The following is a 15530-nucleotide window of genomic DNA, read 5'->3' on the forward strand; positions in this document are numbered from 1 at the left end:
ACAACAATTGCGCAATTTTAGCTATTTACGGCTATGGTTTTTGCGATTAATGCGCAGCGGCCCAATGGGCGCCTTGACCGGCATCAACCACCAGCGGCACATCTAAATGCACCACCGGATCAGCGGCCTCTTGCATCACCTCTTTGGCGGCCGCAACCAACGGATCAACCTGATCCTCATCCACCTCAAACAACAGCTCGTCATGCACCTGTAGCAACATCTTTGCGGGCAGCCCGGCAATTGCCTGAGGCATACGGATCATCGCGCGGCGAATAATATCGGCCGCCGTGCCCTGGATAGGCGCGTTAATCGCGGCACGTTTGGCAAATCCGGCAGCCGGCCCTTTGGCATTAATTTCAGGCGTATGAATCACGCGGCCAAACAAGGTTTCAACCCGGCTGTTGTCTTTGGCAAATTTAACCGTGGCATCCATATATTCGCGAATGCCCGGAAAGCGTTCGAAATAGCGGTCGATAAAGCCCTGTGCCTGGCTGCGCGGAATGCGCAGATTGCGCGCCAGCCCAAAACCGGAAATGCCGTAGATGACACCAAAGTTGATCGCTTTGGCCTGCCGGCGAACATCCGGCGTCATTTGATCCAGCGGCACATCAAACATTTCCGATGCCGTCATCGCATGAATATCCTGACCCTCGCGAAAGGCGGCCTTGAGACTGTCGATACCAGCCACATGGGCCAATATGCGCAGCTCGATCTGGCTATAGTCAAGACTGACCAGAACTTTCCCCTGCTCGGCAATAAACGCCTCACGGATGCGCCGACCATCTTCGGTGCGCACGGGGATGTTTTGCAAATTGGGATCAGTTGACGCCAAGCGGCCAGTGTTAGCACCCGCAATCACGTAAGACGTATGCACACGGCCGGTTTCAGCGTTGATGTGGTCCTGTAGCGCATCGGTATAGGTGGATTTAAGCTTGCTCAGCTGACGCCAATCCAACACCCGCTTGGGCAAATCATGGATCGTGGCGAGATCCTCTAAAACATCCGCCCCTGTGGCATAAGCCCCTGTTTTCCCTTTTTTGCCGCCCTCATAACTCAGCTTGTCGAACATGATCTCGCCCAGTTGCTTGGGGCTGCCCACATTGAAACTTTCGCCAGCAAGCTCATGTATATCGGCCTCAAGCCCCGCCATTTTCTGGGCAAAGGCATTGGACATGCGCGATAGCGTATCGCGGTCAACTTTAATGCCGGCCATTTCCATGTCGGCCAAGACCGGCACCAAGGGCCGCTCAAGGGTTTCATAGACCCGCGTGACGCGGCTTTGATGCAGGCGCGGCTTAAGGGTTTGCCACAGCCGCAGGGTGATATCGGCATCCTCGGCCGCATAGGGAACGGCCTCTTCAATGCTGACCCGATCAAAGGTAATTGCAGATTTGCCTGATCCAAGCAGTGGTTTAATCGGGATCGGGCTGTGGTCCAGATAGCGCTCAGACAGCGCGTCCATGCCATGGCCGTGCAGCCCGCCATGCAATGCATAAGACAGCAGCATGGTGTCATCTATGGGATCAACGCAAATACCGTGGCGGGCAAATATTTTCGCATCATATTTCATATTCTGGCCGATTTTCAGGATCGATGGGCTTTCAAGCAAAGGCTTAAGCGCATCCAGAACCACATCCATGGGCAATTGCCCTTCGGCCATTTTTAAGGACCCGAATAAATCATCCGCAGCGCCTTCTTTATGAGTTAGCGGGATATAGCAGGCGCTGCCCGCTTCGACGCAGAGCGATATGCCCACCAGTTCGGCGCGCATTTCATTCAGCGAAGTGGTTTCCGTGTCCACTGCCACAGTGCCGCGCTCTTGAATTTTATCGATCCAAAGCTGCAAAGCGCCCAAATCGCGGATGCACTCGTAAGCGCTGGGATCAAAGGCGACCTTTTCAGGTTGGCTCACCCCGTCATCCACCACAGCTGTCTGCTCGGCAACAACCGGCGCTTCGACGCCCAGCTTATCAGCAATCCTTTTGGTCAGGGTGCGAAATTCCATATCCCCTAGAAAGCCAAGCAAAACCTCTGGATCAGGATCGCGCACTTCCAGATCATCAATCGAAAAGGCAAGCGGCGTTGCACAGTCAAGCTGTACCAGCTGTTTGGACAGCCGTATTTGATCGGCATTGGTCATGAGGCTTTCGCGGCGCTTGGGCTGTTTGATTTCACCGGCCCGCTCCAGAAGGCTATCAAGATCACCATATTCATTAATCAAAAGGGCGGCAGTTTTCACCCCGATGCCCGGCGCGCCGGGGACATTGTCGACGCTGTCTCCTGCCAGCGCTTGCACATCCACAACGCTTTCCGGAAAGACACCAAATTTTTCATGGACCCCGTCACGGTCAATGCGGCGGTTTTTCATCGCGTCATACATTTCAACGCCGCCGCCCACCAATTGCATCAGGTCCTTGTCAGAACTTAGAATAGTGACCCTGCCGCCTGCATCACGGGCCTGCACCGCAAGCGTGGCGATGATGTCATCGGCCTCATAGCCTTCCATTTCTTCGCAAGCGATATTAAACGCGCGGGTGGCATCGCGGGTCAGCGGCATCTGCGGACGCAAGTCCTCGGGCATTTCATCACGGTTGGCTTTGTACTGATCATAAAGATCGTTGCGAAACGTGTGACTGCCCTTGTCAAAAATAACGGCGACATGGGTGGGCGCATCGGGTCCGGTATTGGTTTCCACATAGCGCTGCAGCATATTGCAAAAACCGCTAACCGCCCCGATGGGAAGCCCGTCGGATTTGCGGGTCAGCGGCGGCAATGCATGATAGGCACGAAAGATAAATGCCGAGCCGTCGATCAAGTGCAGGTGGTGACCTTTGCCAAAATTCATTTCGCGGTGTCCTTGATCAAATTGCTACACCTGAATTTCTACATCAGCCTAAAGCGCTTGGCCATTGCCTTTATACAGCGAGCTGGCACAAAAACTCTGCTTGTTACGCCAGCATAATTTTTAGGAACTGGCCTCGACTTGTTCGGCAAAATCGCGGTGCACCATTCTGCAATCACAATAAGGGCATTCAACCCATCCTTGGTCACTGGCGATTTGCAGCCAAACACGCGGGTGCCCCAGCGCGCCTTCGCCGCCGTCACACGACACACGATAGCTATCAACAATTTTGGTTTGTGGTGCCGGAGTTGTCATCGACCCATTCCCTTTTGGCTGTCTGTGCATTACCTGTCTTATGAGCGATTAGCGAACAAGGGGCAAGAGCGTGTTACAGCAGACCGCTATCGAAATTCATGGCGTGCACAAGACCTATGCCCAGCGCCGCGGCAACCCAACACGCCCGGCGCTTGATGGCATTGATTTAACGATTCCAGGAGGTTCGGTGTTTGGACTTTTGGGCCCTAATGGCGCTGGCAAATCGACCTTGATCAATATTCTGGCTGGACTGGTCAACAAAAGTGCTGGATCAGTGCAAATTTGGGGCTTTGATCAGGATAGCAATCCGCGCCAAGCGCGCGCTTCTATCGGGGTGATGCCGCAAGAGCTTAACCTCGATCCGTTTTTTACGCCGCGCCGTGCGCTTGAAGTGCAAGCGGGGCTTTATGGAGTTCCTGCCAGTGAACGGCGCAGCGATGAAATCCTTGCAATGGTCGGGCTCAGCGAGCAGGCCGAAGCCTATGCGCGAACGCTGTCCGGGGGGATGCGCCGCCGCTTGCTGCTGGCCAAGGCTCTGGTGCACACTCCGCCGATCTTAGTGCTTGATGAGCCAACAGCCGGGGTGGACATCGAATTGCGCCAAATGCTGTGGCAAAACGTCCGCCGGCTGAACCGCGATCATGGGATGACGATAATCTTGACCACCCATTACCTCGAAGAAGCCGAGCAAATGTGTGATGAAATCGCAATCCTGAACAAAGGCCAGATCGTGGCGCAAGACAGCACAAAAAACCTGTTGGGCTATCTGGATGCAAAAACACTTGTGATCCAACCGGTTGAACCCGTCAGCGCACTGCCCCAGCATCGTGACACCTCGGCGAGCCTTCGGCCGGATGGCACCTTGGTGATCAACTACCGTTCAGCGCAAATAAGCGCCGAAGATGTGCTGAAATCCGTCCGTGATGCCGGAATTACGATCCGCGATGTCAGAACCCAACAATCCGATCTGGAAGATGTATTTTTGGCGTTGACCTCTGCCCAAGCAGAAACTGATCAATCAAGCGAAAAGATTACCAAGCCCTAGGTTGGCCGACATCAAAAATTAGGAGCTAGGATGTGACAGCATACGTCCCAAATTACGTCCGCCCAAAACATGCACATGTAAATGCGGCACATCCTGCAACCCGTCCGGCCCTGTGTTCGCTATAAGGCGAAAGCCGCCGCCACCCGCGTTGGGCTGCACGCCGGAAAGTTCACAAACCTTGCCAATAGCGTGAGTGAAATCCACAATTTCAGCGTCTGAAGCTTCTGAGGCAAAGTGATCATAGCTCACATAAGACCCTTTGGGTATCACCAGAACGTGCAGTGGTGCGCCAGGTTGAATATCTTCGAACGCCAGCGAATGCTCTGTTTCAAGAACAGTTTTATTCGGTATTTCGCCGCGTAGGATTTTGGCAAAAACATTATCGGTATCATATGTATAGCTCATGTCGGTCCTCAATCTGAAAAGATCCACTTCTGTTCTATAATGCGGGCTGCTTCCGATTGGTCAAGATCGCAAAATGCCATCAATTGCTTGATATTTTCGTCATCCTGCGCTGCTTGCGAAACCACAAATCTATTTTCAAAGTTAGATTGCCTTATTGCGTCGCTTTCCTGGTGAATTTGGTTTCGAATACTCGGAAGAACTCGTTCGGTTGATTTATTTTCGGCGATCTCTTTTACCAGCCCTATCCGCTGGGCATGGCCCAGAAGGTATTGATCATCAAGCAAGCAGTTGATTTCAACAATTCGGGTTTCAACTGGATCAGACTGAAAATCTTTTAAGGACTCTATGTCACTGGGATCAAGACAGATCATCATTCGATCGCTTTTAAAATGTCCAAAAAGCAAACGCATCAACAAACGGCGGTGGCGATTTTTCTTGCTCTGGTTGGACAGAATTCCCCCGAGGTAAGGAAGACTTTCAGGGTCTTCGCCAAAAAGATAACCCAAAGCTGGCACCTCTAACTGGGTTTGCAAAATATTCATAAGGCGCTTTGCAACATGCCATTTTTTGCACACGATAATAAAGAGTGTTCGGCCATGCCCTATCTGACTTTCCTTTTCCCAAATACGAGGCGCAAACCGTTGTCCTTTTCGCCCTGCCTGAGTTAGAAATAGATATAACTTTCTTCCATCATCAGAAATTTCAAAATTGGTTTTATCACTCGCATAAAGCTGTCCAAGCTGCTCTCTTAGGTCGGCGGCCCCTGGACTTATCTTACGGGCAAAAAGGAAATCTTGGGCCACCAAAAAGTCATAATGATCATTATAAAATGTGGCAGGCATACCGTAATCTGAAAACACCAAAAACGTCAGAGTGCGCGAGTCGATCTCAACCGCGGGAATCAGATGGCCAACAATAGTTTGAAAATAGGTTTCATCAGGGATCCATGTCGTGCGGAAAAAACGCAACACGTCTTTTCGGGTTTTGGTGAATTCCAAAATGGCCTCAATGGTGCGGCGGCGCAAACACCACCATTGGCTGCCAATTTGAATTTTCAAATCATGAGGTATCTGCCGTGATAACCCCAAGTGTTTTTGCCAGTTTAATGATTTATAAAATAACCACTTTCGCGCCCGTTCATTGAAAAAATGACGATAGATTAACCGATCCTTTTTCATGCCGGTTTTGATCCAGTCACTTTCAAAAAAGTCAAAACTCTCGATATAGTCAACATCCCGCTCGTCTAGGAACTGATGGGCATATCGGGCGGATTTAATCGCCATGCAATCACCGGACAACATATAAAAATGCGAGGCCAGCGGAAAAGCATCACTGGCTGCTTGTATTGCGTTGAGTGTGGCCTGAACAAGCGACCATTCTCCCCAACCGCATTTGATTCGCTTTTTCGCAAAAGTGACATTTTTGTTGTCTGCAAGGGAGCGCCGAATTTGCTGATAGTCAGCCAAACGGGCGCTAGCATCAAAGTGAATTGCTATGTAGTCACCCACAGCCGTCAATTGCTGTGCCTGATCAATAATGGCCTGTGGATTTTTGTGGCACAGTAATATAAAAGCTATTTTTGCCAATTATAGTTTACCTATCTTTAAGAAACATTATAAAGAGATGCAGTTATTTGGCACAGGTGCCGCATTAGTATTTTAATTTAATTTAAAGCGAGTTTCGATGACTTTTAACATAGTTAAGTTTATCGGTCGCAGCAAGGTAAGGTTGATATGGGTTTCCCAGGAACATGGATGACAGAAAGTGAAAGCGTTGTTTACCGCGTTGTTCCAAAATGTGCGTGCTCGACAATTGGGCAGATTATGTATTTTTCCGATCACAATGCCTTTTATGACGGAGATATACATGATGCGGAAGGAGGCATTCATAAATGGGCCATCGAGGCAAGTCAGGCAAGAATTACCGAAAATGTCGTGTCTCAAAAAACCTATACATTTACCTGTGTGCGCAACCCCTACACGCGCATTCTATCCTCGTTTTTTGACAAAATTTGCGGCATCCAGCGCAATGGAAACAGGTATCGCGGAAACTTGGTGCCTTTGGTTATTCAAAAATACGGCATCGAAGTCGGTGGTCCAGATGGTCAACAGGAATTTGATCAAATCAAATCCTTTCGCAGGTTTTTATTGTTTGTCCGCGATACCATCCGTTGGCGCAAACCGATGGATCCGGATATCCACTGGTCTGCAATGTCCGGACACGTAGCAACATTGGTAGCAAATGGTGGACGGTACGACAAAATTTTCTGGACCGAAAAGTTTAATGAGGGCATGAAGCAGGTGCTAGATGCCACCACAAGCGCCCATAAAGTTAACGTGTCCGATATCCCTCGGTTCAACGAGTCAGCAATCCACGGGCCTGAAAGGGCACATCCCGTCGAAGATTACTTTGATGATCTTTCAATGCATTTAATGTATGAAATTTACCATAAGGATTTTCGGTTGTTTAAATATGATTTTGAAAATCCAGGCAATAAAATGCCCATCGGCGAGATTGATCTCGACGAAGTGCATGCCAAACTTGGACCCAAATGATCAAATAGAGCTAAAGCAAGCCGCTTTGGATAAATAATTCCTTAACGTCCTGATCGGGCCTTGGGCCAATATGACTAATTACTTCGGCGGCGGCGACGCTGCCCATTTTGCAGCAGATTTCGGTATCGTATCCGCTCAAAAGACCATAAAGAAAACCTGCTGCAAACTGATCGCCCGCGCCGGTGGCATCAACAGGAACCACTGGCGTGACAGCCACATTAATGCGTTTCCCCCTATGGATGACGCTAACCCCATCACTTGCCCGAGTGCACACCACCAGATCACACATGGCAGCGGTTTTACCCAATGCCACTTCTAAATCATCTGTTTCAAACAGCGATTTGACCTCGGCCTCGTTGCCAATCACATAATCAAGCTCATTGGCAATGAGACTTAAGAAATCCGACCGGTGCCGCTCGACACAGAACGGATCAGAGATGGAAATCCCGGCCGTGCCGCCAGCGGCGCGGCAGCTTCTGGACAAATGGATAAAGGCATCCTTGCCCTTGTCTTTGTCAAAAAGATAGCCCTCCAAGAATACTGTTTCGGCCTCTGCGGCGGCTTGCGCCGGTATATCTTCGGGGCCCAGCTCGGCAGATATGCCCAAATAGGTATTCATCGAGCGTTCCCCATCTGCCGAGACAAAAATCATTGACCGTGAGGTGGGCAATTCGCCGTCAGTAATCGGATCGTTTAGAAAATCAGTACCGCCTTTAATCATCGTATCGGCATAAAAATGTCCCAAGGCATCATCATTCACACGGCCGACAAACCCCGTGCGCAGGCCCAGCGCACCCAAGCCAGCCAAGGTATTCGCCACAGCGCCGCCAGCGGCTTGGGTCCGGTTCTGCATCGCATCATACAGCAATTCCGCACGGTCCCGGTCGATCAGTTGCATAATGCCTTTTTCGATCCCCATACGCTGCAAGAACGCATCATCGGATTGCGAGATGACATCTACAACCGCATTGCCAATACCGATAATTTGATATTTTTTCATAAGTGCTTTTCCTCAAATTCACAAAGATCTCGAATAAAACATGTACCACATAGCGGCTTGCGCGCCTTGCAGTGATAACGGCCATGTAAAATAAGCCAGTGGTGGGCGTGGTGTTGAAAATCAGCCGGTATATGGTCTTCGATCGCCCGCTCCACGGCGTCGACATCTTTGCCCGGTGCAATGCCGGTGCGGTTGCCGACGCGAAAAATATGCGTGTCCACCGCCTGCGCCGGATGTTGCCACCACATATTCAGCACAACATTGGCCGTTTTTCGGCCAACACCGGGCAGCGATTGCAATGCAGCACGGGAATTGGGCACCTCGCCGCCGTAATCCTCAACCAGTATGCGGCTTAGCTTTATGACGTTTTTGGCCTTGTTACGATAAAGCCCGATACTTTTGATATGCTCGATCAAACTGGCTTCGCCCAGCTCAAGCATCTTTTGTGGGCTATCAACTTTGGCAAAGAGGTCTTTGGTGGCTTTATTCACCCCGGCATCCGTCGCTTGCGCACTAAGGGCAACCGCCACCACAAGAGTATAGACGTTCACGTGATCCAACTCGCCTTTTGGTGTTGGTTCTGCAGACTTGAACCGGCTAAAAATTTCCCGGATCGTATGATAATCGAGTTGCTTGGCCATGCTTGCCCTATGCCTTGAAATCCGCACAAGAACAACCCGTTTGCGCAAAATTCGGGTCGCCCATTCGCGCTAGCAAGGATATGCTTGGGCTTAAGCAAGCAAAAAGGCACTAAAATGAACTCTCACGATGGCAGTTATACCTATAGCGTTTTGCGGCGGGCGATAGAGGCCATTGATCACGCTGATGCCCCCCTATCGCTTGATCAACTCGCGCAAACGTTAAATATGAGCCCGGCTCATTTTCAAAGACTGTTTTCAAAATGGGTTGGGGTATCGCCAAAACGGTACCAGCAATATCTTACACTGGATCAGTGCAAAGCCCTACTCAACCAAAGGCATAGCACTTTGGAAACAGCCCATCAGGCAGGATTGTCAGGATCTGGACGGCTACATGATCTTTTCCTTAGATGGGAAGCAATGAGCCCTGGGGAATTTGCCCGTCAAGGCGATACAGTTACAATCAATTTTAGCTGGATGGACAGCCCGTTTGGCGAGGCCTTGATCATGGGAACCAACCGCGGTCTTTGCGGGATTGCCTTTACCGCTGAAACTGGCAGGTCTGCGGCCTTCAACGATATGGCTGCACGTTGGCCAAAAGCTCATTTTATGGAAAATGCAGCATCTCTAAAACAATGGGGCGAGGCGGCTTTTGGCTATTCGGGTGAAACGCCACTTCATTTGATCGGTGCACCGTTCCAGATCAAGGTTTGGGAAGCGCTGCTTAAAATTCCATCAGGCTATGTCACCACCTATTCAGACATCGCCCAGTGCATCGGGGCGCCCAAAGCCGTTCGTGCGGTTGGCACTGCTGTGGGGCGCAACCCGATCAGCTGGCTTATCCCCTGCCACCGGGCATTGCGCAAATCTGGCGCCTTAGGCGGCTATCACTGGGGCTTGCCGGTCAAGCGTACAATGCTGGCCTATGAAGCGGCACGAAGCGAGGCAAAATAGACCTAAATCATTGCTGCGCAACAATCCGCCCAGATTTGGCAAAATAATTTGGAATTTCCCGCTGATAACCCCTATAGTCGCCTCATTGGATGCAGTGTGAGGATTTTATGAAACACAATTACAGAACGATTTTCCCGCTTTCGGCGGTCGTAATTCTTTTGGCCGGATGTACCAATCCGGCTCAATTTGACGATATGAACTCTTATGAAAAAACCAAGCAGGGCGCCGTGATTGGCGGGGTGCTTGGGGCCATGGGTGGTTTGCTGACCGGTAATGGGGATAATAAAAATGAACGCGCCATCAAAGGGGCCATTTTGGGCAGTGGTGCCGGCGCCCTGATCGGCAACCAGCTAGACAAACAAGAAGCAGATTTGCGCCGCACGATGGGCAATGAAAACATTATGATCCAAAATACCGGCGACCGGTTGATCGTGACATTGCCGCAGGATATTTTGTTTGCCGTCGACAGCACAGATTTGCGCGGTGATCTTCTTCAAGATCTTCAAGCGCTGGCGCAAAACTTACTGGCGTATCCAAATACCAATGTGCGGGTGATTGGCCACACTGATAATACTGGTGCTGCAAGCTATAACCAATCGCTATCTGTGGCGCGCGCCAACAGTGTCGGCAGTGTTTTGGTCAGAAATGGTGTAAATCCTGGGCGCATTATTGCCATTGGCCGCGGTGAAGATGAGCCCGTTGCCTCGAACTTAACACCATCTGGGCGTACACAAAATCGCCGTGTAGAAATTGTAATTCTTCCCCTCGTAGGGAACTAATTTCTCGTCTCGCTCCGGATGACGACCTGCCCCGGCTTTATGCCGGGGTTTTTTGGGGGTCTGGTTATCTGATCCCAACGGGCGCGATCCAAAAATAACAGATGCTGACCTGCCAAGCCTACAGCCGTTCAAAGACCAGTTGTAATATCGCCGAAAGCGCAGAGGCATCCTGCGCATCAAATGCATTGGGTTGATCGCTGTCGATATCAAACACAGCAATCAGCGAACCTTGCCCATTGATGACCGGGATAACCAATTCGGATCTGGTGGAGCTGGAACAGGCAATATGGTCTTCAAAAGTCTCAACATCGGCTATGATCTGTATCTCTTGGCTGCGGGCCGCAGCGCCGCATACCCCGCGTGAAAAAGGAATGACCAAACACCCATGGCCCCCTTGATAGGGGCCGATTTTCAGCATCTGCGGCTCTGTCACCCGATAAAATCCGGTCCAGTCAAAGCGCTCATCGCTATGATGCACTTCACAGGCAATGGTGGCCATCAACGCAATTTCATCAGTTTCATGTTCGCACAGCGCCGCAATGCGCTGCGACAAAGCCGAATAATCAACCACTTTAAGGTCGCTCAATGGCAATAGCAGTGCCCTCGCCGCCGCCGATACACACGGCGGCCACACCACGCTTTAAATCATAGCGCTCAAGCGCATGCAGCAAGGTGACAATGATGCGCGCGCCAGAGGCCCCTATAGGGTGACCAAGCGCGCAGGCTCCACCGTGAATATTAAGCCGGTCGCGCGCCACACCCATGTCCCGCATAAAGGCCATCGGTACAACGGCAAAGGCTTCGTTGACTTCCCAAAGGTCTACATCCGCAACGCTCCAACCGATGCGTTCAAGCAGTTTTTGGGCGGCCGGAACCGGCGCAGTGGTAAACCAGCCCGGCGCTTGCGCATGGCTGGCATGTCCCAAGATACGGGCGCGCTGGGGAAGATGATGCGCCTCGGCATAGGTTTGCGAGGCAAGGATCAATGCCGCCGCCCCGTCGGATATGGATGAGGCATTGGCCGGCGTGACTGTGCCGTCCTTTCGAAAGGCAGGCTTCAGCTGGGGAATTTTTTCCGGTCTTGCCTTGCCCGGTTGTTCATCCGCCGCCACTATCTCTGTGGTGCGCCGTGATACGACTTCGAACGGCGAAATTTCAGCGTCAAATGCACCACTTTCCTGCGCCTTGAGCGCATTGGACAATGACGCAAGCGCGAACTCATCCTGCGCCTGACGGGTAAATTGATATTTTTCTGCGCAATCTTCTGCGAAGCTGCCCATCAAACGGCCAGGCTCATAAGCATCCTCAAGACCATCAAGAAACATATGATCGGTGACGCGGTCATGGCCTATGCGTGCGCCGCCACGCATTTTTGGCAGTATATAAGGCGCGTTTGACATGCTTTCCATCCCGCCAACTGCCATAATCTCTGAGCCACCAAGAGCGATTTGATCAAAGCCCATCATGGTGGTTTTCATCCCCGAACCGCACATTTTATTCACAGTTGTCGCGGGCACTTCTTCGCCCAATCCTGCGGCAAACCCCGCTTGCCGCGCAGGCGCTTGCCCTTGGCCTGCGGGCAAAACATTACCCATGATCAGCTCATCAACAGTACTGACCCCGGCGCCCTGCATCGCGGCGCGGATCGCCGAGCCACCAAGCTTTGCCGCAGAAACATCGTTAAAGTCGCCCTGAAAACCGCCCATGGGCGTTCTAGACGCTCCACTTATCACAACATTTTGCACCCGATTGCTCCTTGTCTTATTCCACCGCAAGCATACAGAAAAGTAACCTTTGCCGTCTAGTGTTTCTCTGACGCTATTCATCAAAGGACATACCATGCAGATAAGCCAAAAGAAATGTGGGGATATCTTGACGCTCTTGGTAGAAACCGAGCGCATTGATGCCGCCAGTGCGATCGCGTTTAAGGATTTGATCCGAGATGCTGCGCAAACGTCGCCGCCGCGGGTCATTTTGGATCTTAGCAAGGTCACATTTGTCGATTCAAGCGGGCTTGGCGCAATCGTCAATGCCAAAAAAGCCCTAGGTCCGGAAACACGCCTTGATCTTTGCACCCTTAGCGGCGCAGTGGACAAGGTTTTCAAACTGACCCGAATGGACAGTGTGTTTGATATTTATCCCGGTCTTGATCAGGCGCTCTCTGGGCCATCGGCCAGTTAGGAAAGATTGGCGGCGATGAGCAAAGGATGCTATTCTATGCACTTAAACCAGCCCAAAGATTTTCTTTCAGTGCGCGGCGCCTTAGCTAAGATTCGGAGTGATTTTTTGCATCAGGGTCATAGTGATGTGCAGTTTTTAAAAATTGAAATGGTTCTGGCAGAGGCTTTGAATAATATAGCAGAGCATGGCGGCCCCAATGTTCACAAAAGCCCAATTACCATCAAATGGCAGTATGAACAGGGTCTTTTCTGCGCAACACTAAAAGATAATGGGCGCCCCTATTCGACCGCAGTTATCCCCGACACAGGCAGTCCAAGACCAAATGTTGACGACAAGAATTTACCCGAGGGCGGGTTCGGATGGCATATCATTTCTCAGCTTTGTGATACTGTGCGCTATCAAAGAAGCGCTGGTCAAAATAATTTGGTTATTGGCATAAGGGCTTAAGTCGCCCCCCCGAACTAACGACAAGTTCATTTTTACTGCCACAAACTTACCTTTTTTCCCACCCATTGCAGCCGCAAAGGCCCGGTAGACCAGTTCATGAGCTTAACATGGCTTATCTCGGCGCCGCGTCTATTTTTGCCCCCACAGATGCGGTGCCGAGGTTTCACATTCCCCTTCTTTGAAAATCTGTTGCCTTACAATCACTTTGGCCTATGCTTCATTGGGCTATAGGGAATAAAGGGATGAGGCATGCGTGATTTTCATCGGCCAGGACGCTCGGCGGTGTTTGCCGGAAATGGCATGTGTGCCACATCCCATCCTCTGGCTGCAAAAACCGCTATTGATATTTTACAAAGCGGTGGAAACGCCATGGATGCGGCCATTGCCGGGGCAGTTTTGCTTGGGCTGTGCGAGCCGCAAATGACCGGCATCGGCGGGGATTGTTTTGTGCTTTTTTCCCCACCCGGTTCAGACGCCATCAAAGCCATGAACGGATCGGGTTGTGCGCCCAGCGCGCAATCTGCCACTGACATGCGTAGCAGAGGTTTAAACCATGTTCCCGAGCATAGCGCAGAGGCGGTCACCGTTCCGGGCGCAATAGATGCATTTTGCCAATTAAGTAACGATTGGGGCAAACTCGGACTTGAGGCCCTTTTGGCCCCCTCAATTAATTATGCCGAAAATGGCGTACCCGTGGCCCCACGGGTAGCACTGGACTGGGCCGGTCTAACCTCAAAACTGCATGTCTCTGCGCAAAAGGATTATCTTATAGATGGTAAAGCCCCCTTGCCCGGCGATATGTTTTTCGCCCCCAAACAAGCGAAAGTCCTACGCCGGATTGCCGCCAAAGGACGCGATGGGTTTTATTGCGGAGAAGTGGCTGATGATATGGTGCAATCGCTCACCGCGTTTGGCGGGGCACATCAGCTAAGCGATTTTGCTGACCAGAAAGCGTTTTATACCCACCCTATACGTGGAACCTACAACGGCGTTGATCTGGTAGAGCATCCACCAAATGGCCAAGGCGCAACGGCAATTTTACTGCTTAATATCCTATCTCACTTCGATCTCGCGGCGCTGCCTCCATTTGGGGCAGTGCGCACCCATATGGAAACCGAAGCAACAAAACTTGCCTATCAAGCGCGTAATGCAATTATTGCAGACCCTGCGAACACAGAGGGGCTTGAGCAAATGCTATCTGTAGAATTTGCGCAGAAGCTGGCAGGCGAGATTAGCCTTACCTCTGCCGGGCAAGCCCCAAACCCGATCATCGAAGCGGTTCACAAAGATACCATCTATATCACGGTTGTTGATCAAGACAGGTTGTCTGTTTCGCTTATCTATTCCATCTTTCACGGCTTTGGGTCAGGTTTGGCCAGTGACAAATATGGCATATTGTTCCAAAATCGCGGGGCAGGTTTTAACCTTATACCAAACCACCCTAATGAGCTCAAAGGCGGGGCACGACCAATGCATACCATTATACCGGGTATGCTCTGCAAAGCTGGAAAGCCAATAATGCCTTTTGGCGTTATGGGCGGCCAGTATCAGCCAACAGGACATGCCCGGCTCATCAGCAATATTTTTGATTTCGGGCTTTCGCCTCAGGATGCAATTGATGCGCCGCGCAGCTTTTATGATCGCGACACCTTAAAGTTAGAGCGGGGTTATGCGCAAAACGTAGTTCAGGAACTTGCTGATTTGGGCCATTCTGTGACCCAAGACATTGAACCGATTGGCGGCGCACAAGCCATTAGGATTTTGCAAAACGGTGTTTTAGAGGGCGCATCAGACCCGCGCAAAGATGGATGTGCCTTGGGGTATTGAACCCTCACATAGCTTAATTAAGCTGAAAGTGAAGCGGGTATTGACCGTTTTGAAACGGGCCAAACAAATCGGGAATGTCCGGATGATCCACAGGCTCGCCGGATACATCTTCTACCAAGTTTTGCTCTGACACATAGGCTACGTAAAAACTGTGATCATTTTCTGCAAGCAAATGATAATAGGGTTGCTCGCGGACCGGACGGTGGTCCTCGGGAATAGACTCATACCAATCGTCCGTATTGCTAAACTCGGGATCAACATCAAAAATAACGCCCCTAAAAGGGTGCTTTTTGTGACGCACGACCTGGCCCAGATGATATTTCGCGTTTTTGCTAAACATATGCCTATGCACTATAAGGGCTTTGGATCGCTTTCAAGAGGATTTTCTCGTATAAAAGCAACTAAATTTAACACAAACAAATTGTCTTTCTTGGTAAAACAAGGATTTATAGGGTCTGCGAGCGACAATTTTCTGTATCGGCAAATATTGTTCAAACCATTGTAGTTTGCTCTGAGAATCACTTTAAAAAAATGGCGAAATT

General features: G+C 50.8%; 16 protein-coding genes. 7 read left to right on the plus strand and 9 right to left on the minus strand.

The window, feature by feature from the left end:
* Positions 1-46 precede the first annotated feature (46 nt).
* Positions 47-2845 carry a DNA polymerase I gene (gene polA, locus GN278_16125; GenBank protein ID XAT62156.1) on the minus strand — a complete coding sequence of 933 codons (2799 nt, stop codon included), beginning with the start codon at positions 2843-2845 and terminating at the stop codon, positions 47-49.
* A 120-nt stretch (positions 2846-2965) separates the two neighbouring features.
* Positions 2966-3157 carry a zinc-finger domain-containing protein gene (locus GN278_16130; GenBank protein XAT62157.1) on the minus strand — a complete coding sequence of 64 codons (192 nt, stop codon included), beginning with the start codon at positions 3155-3157 and terminating at the stop codon, positions 2966-2968.
* Positions 3158-3227: 70 nt separating this feature from the next.
* On the opposite strand from GN278_16130, the gene GN278_16135 reads away from it, so the two are divergent.
* A complete protein-coding gene (locus GN278_16135; GenBank protein ID XAT62158.1) occupies positions 3228-4202 on the plus strand; it encodes an ATP-binding cassette domain-containing protein in 975 nt (324 codons plus the stop codon).
* A gap of 18 nt (positions 4203-4220) precedes the next feature.
* Here GN278_16135 and GN278_16140 read toward each other — a convergent pair whose 3' ends face one another.
* Positions 4221-4607, minus strand: coding sequence for an HIT domain-containing protein (locus GN278_16140; protein XAT62159.1), 387 nt, complete (start codon positions 4605-4607; stop codon positions 4221-4223).
* Positions 4608-4615: 8 nt separating this feature from the next.
* Positions 4616-6193, minus strand: coding sequence for a glycosyl transferase (locus tag GN278_16145; protein ID XAT62160.1), 1578 nt, complete (start codon positions 6191-6193; stop codon positions 4616-4618).
* Positions 6194-6340: 147 nt separating this feature from the next.
* Here GN278_16145 and GN278_16150 point away from each other — a divergent pair, with 147 nt between their 5' ends.
* On the plus strand, positions 6341-7162 hold the full coding sequence (locus GN278_16150; protein ID XAT62161.1) for a hypothetical protein: 822 nt from the start codon (positions 6341-6343) through the stop codon (positions 7160-7162).
* 10 nt (positions 7163-7172) lie between these two features.
* On the opposite strand, the gene GN278_16155 is transcribed toward GN278_16150, so the two are convergent.
* Both GN278_16155 and nth read right to left on the minus strand, forming a co-directional pair.
* Positions 7173-8162: an adenosine kinase gene (locus GN278_16155; GenBank protein XAT62162.1), complete on the minus strand. Its 990-nt coding sequence runs from the start codon at positions 8160-8162 to the stop codon at positions 7173-7175.
* Positions 8159-8803, minus strand: coding sequence for an endonuclease III (gene nth / locus GN278_16160; GenBank protein XAT62163.1), 645 nt, complete (start codon positions 8801-8803; stop codon positions 8159-8161). The genes GN278_16155 and nth overlap by 4 nt, the downstream gene beginning before the upstream one ends.
* 114 nt (positions 8804-8917) lie before the next feature.
* On the opposite strand from nth, the gene GN278_16165 reads away from it, so the two are divergent.
* Positions 8918-9754, plus strand: coding sequence for a methylated-DNA--[protein]-cysteine S-methyltransferase (locus tag GN278_16165; GenBank protein ID XAT62164.1), 837 nt, complete (start codon positions 8918-8920; stop codon positions 9752-9754).
* A 107-nt stretch (positions 9755-9861) separates the two neighbouring features.
* Complete coding sequence (locus tag GN278_16170; protein XAT62165.1) at positions 9862-10533, plus strand: OmpA family protein; 672 nt, start codon at positions 9862-9864, stop codon at positions 10531-10533.
* 118 nt (positions 10534-10651) lie between these two features.
* Here the strand turns inward: GN278_16170 and GN278_16175 are convergent, their stop codons facing one another.
* Both GN278_16175 and GN278_16180 read right to left on the minus strand, forming a co-directional pair.
* Positions 10652-11032 carry a GAF domain-containing protein gene (locus GN278_16175; GenBank protein XAT62713.1) on the minus strand — a complete coding sequence of 127 codons (381 nt, stop codon included), beginning with the start codon at positions 11030-11032 and terminating at the stop codon, positions 10652-10654.
* A gap of 73 nt (positions 11033-11105) precedes the next feature.
* The gene (locus GN278_16180; GenBank protein XAT62166.1) at positions 11106-12278 is read right to left on the minus strand and encodes an acetyl-CoA C-acyltransferase; all 1173 of its coding nucleotides are present in this window, start codon (positions 12276-12278) and stop codon (positions 11106-11108) included.
* A gap of 94 nt (positions 12279-12372) precedes the next feature.
* Between GN278_16180 and GN278_16185 the strand changes: the two genes are divergently transcribed.
* The 3 genes from GN278_16185 (at position 12373) to GN278_16195 (ending at position 14988) form a co-directional block, all read left to right on the plus strand.
* Positions 12373-12714 carry an anti-sigma factor antagonist gene (locus tag GN278_16185; GenBank protein XAT62167.1) on the plus strand — a complete coding sequence of 114 codons (342 nt, stop codon included), beginning with the start codon at positions 12373-12375 and terminating at the stop codon, positions 12712-12714.
* Between the two features lie 15 nt (positions 12715-12729).
* Positions 12730-13161, plus strand: coding sequence for an ATP-binding protein (locus tag GN278_16190; protein ID XAT62168.1), 432 nt, complete (start codon positions 12730-12732; stop codon positions 13159-13161).
* Between the two features lie 249 nt (positions 13162-13410).
* Positions 13411-14988, plus strand: coding sequence for a gamma-glutamyltransferase (locus GN278_16195; protein XAT62169.1), 1578 nt, complete (start codon positions 13411-13413; stop codon positions 14986-14988).
* Between the two features lie 13 nt (positions 14989-15001).
* On the opposite strand, the gene hspQ is transcribed toward GN278_16195, so the two are convergent.
* Positions 15002-15328, minus strand: coding sequence for a heat shock protein HspQ (hspQ, locus tag GN278_16200; GenBank protein ID XAT62170.1), 327 nt, complete (start codon positions 15326-15328; stop codon positions 15002-15004).
* Positions 15329-15530 lie beyond the last annotated feature (202 nt).

The sequence above is a fragment of the Rhodobacteraceae bacterium Araon29 genome (assembly GCA_039640505.1).
In the GTDB taxonomy this organism is placed as follows: Bacteria; Pseudomonadota; Alphaproteobacteria; order Rhodobacterales; family Rhodobacteraceae; genus CABZJG01.

What these genes read in the sequence shown, in the direction of transcription:
- polA (XAT62156.1), bottom strand. Translation starts at nt 2,845, where the DNA reads ATGAATTTTGGCAAAGGTCACCACCTGCACTTGATCGACGGCTCGGCA.
- GN278_16130 (XAT62157.1), bottom strand. Translation starts at nt 3,157, where the DNA reads ATGACAACTCCGGCACCACAAACCAAAATTGTTGATAGCTATCGTGTG.
- GN278_16140 (XAT62159.1), bottom strand. Translation starts at nt 4,607, where the DNA reads ATGAGCTATACATATGATACCGATAATGTTTTTGCCAAAATCCTACGC.
- GN278_16150 (XAT62161.1), top strand. Translation starts at nt 6,341, where the DNA reads ATGGGTTTCCCAGGAACATGGATGACAGAAAGTGAAAGCGTTGTTTAC.
- GN278_16155 (XAT62162.1), bottom strand. Translation starts at nt 8,162, where the DNA reads ATGAAAAAATATCAAATTATCGGTATTGGCAATGCGGTTGTAGATGTC.
- nth (XAT62163.1), bottom strand. Translation starts at nt 8,803, where the DNA reads ATGGCCAAGCAACTCGATTATCATACGATCCGGGAAATTTTTAGCCGG.
- GN278_16165 (XAT62164.1), top strand. Translation starts at nt 8,918, where the DNA reads ATGAACTCTCACGATGGCAGTTATACCTATAGCGTTTTGCGGCGGGCG.
- GN278_16170 (XAT62165.1), top strand. Translation starts at nt 9,862, where the DNA reads ATGAAACACAATTACAGAACGATTTTCCCGCTTTCGGCGGTCGTAATT.
- GN278_16175 (XAT62713.1), bottom strand. Translation starts at nt 11,032, where the DNA reads ATGGCCACCATTGCCTGTGAAGTGCATCATAGCGATGAGCGCTTTGAC.
- GN278_16185 (XAT62167.1), top strand. Translation starts at nt 12,373, where the DNA reads ATGCAGATAAGCCAAAAGAAATGTGGGGATATCTTGACGCTCTTGGTA.
- GN278_16190 (XAT62168.1), top strand. Translation starts at nt 12,730, where the DNA reads ATGAGCAAAGGATGCTATTCTATGCACTTAAACCAGCCCAAAGATTTT.
- GN278_16195 (XAT62169.1), top strand. Translation starts at nt 13,411, where the DNA reads ATGCGTGATTTTCATCGGCCAGGACGCTCGGCGGTGTTTGCCGGAAAT.
- hspQ (XAT62170.1), bottom strand. Translation starts at nt 15,328, where the DNA reads ATGTTTAGCAAAAACGCGAAATATCATCTGGGCCAGGTCGTGCGTCAC.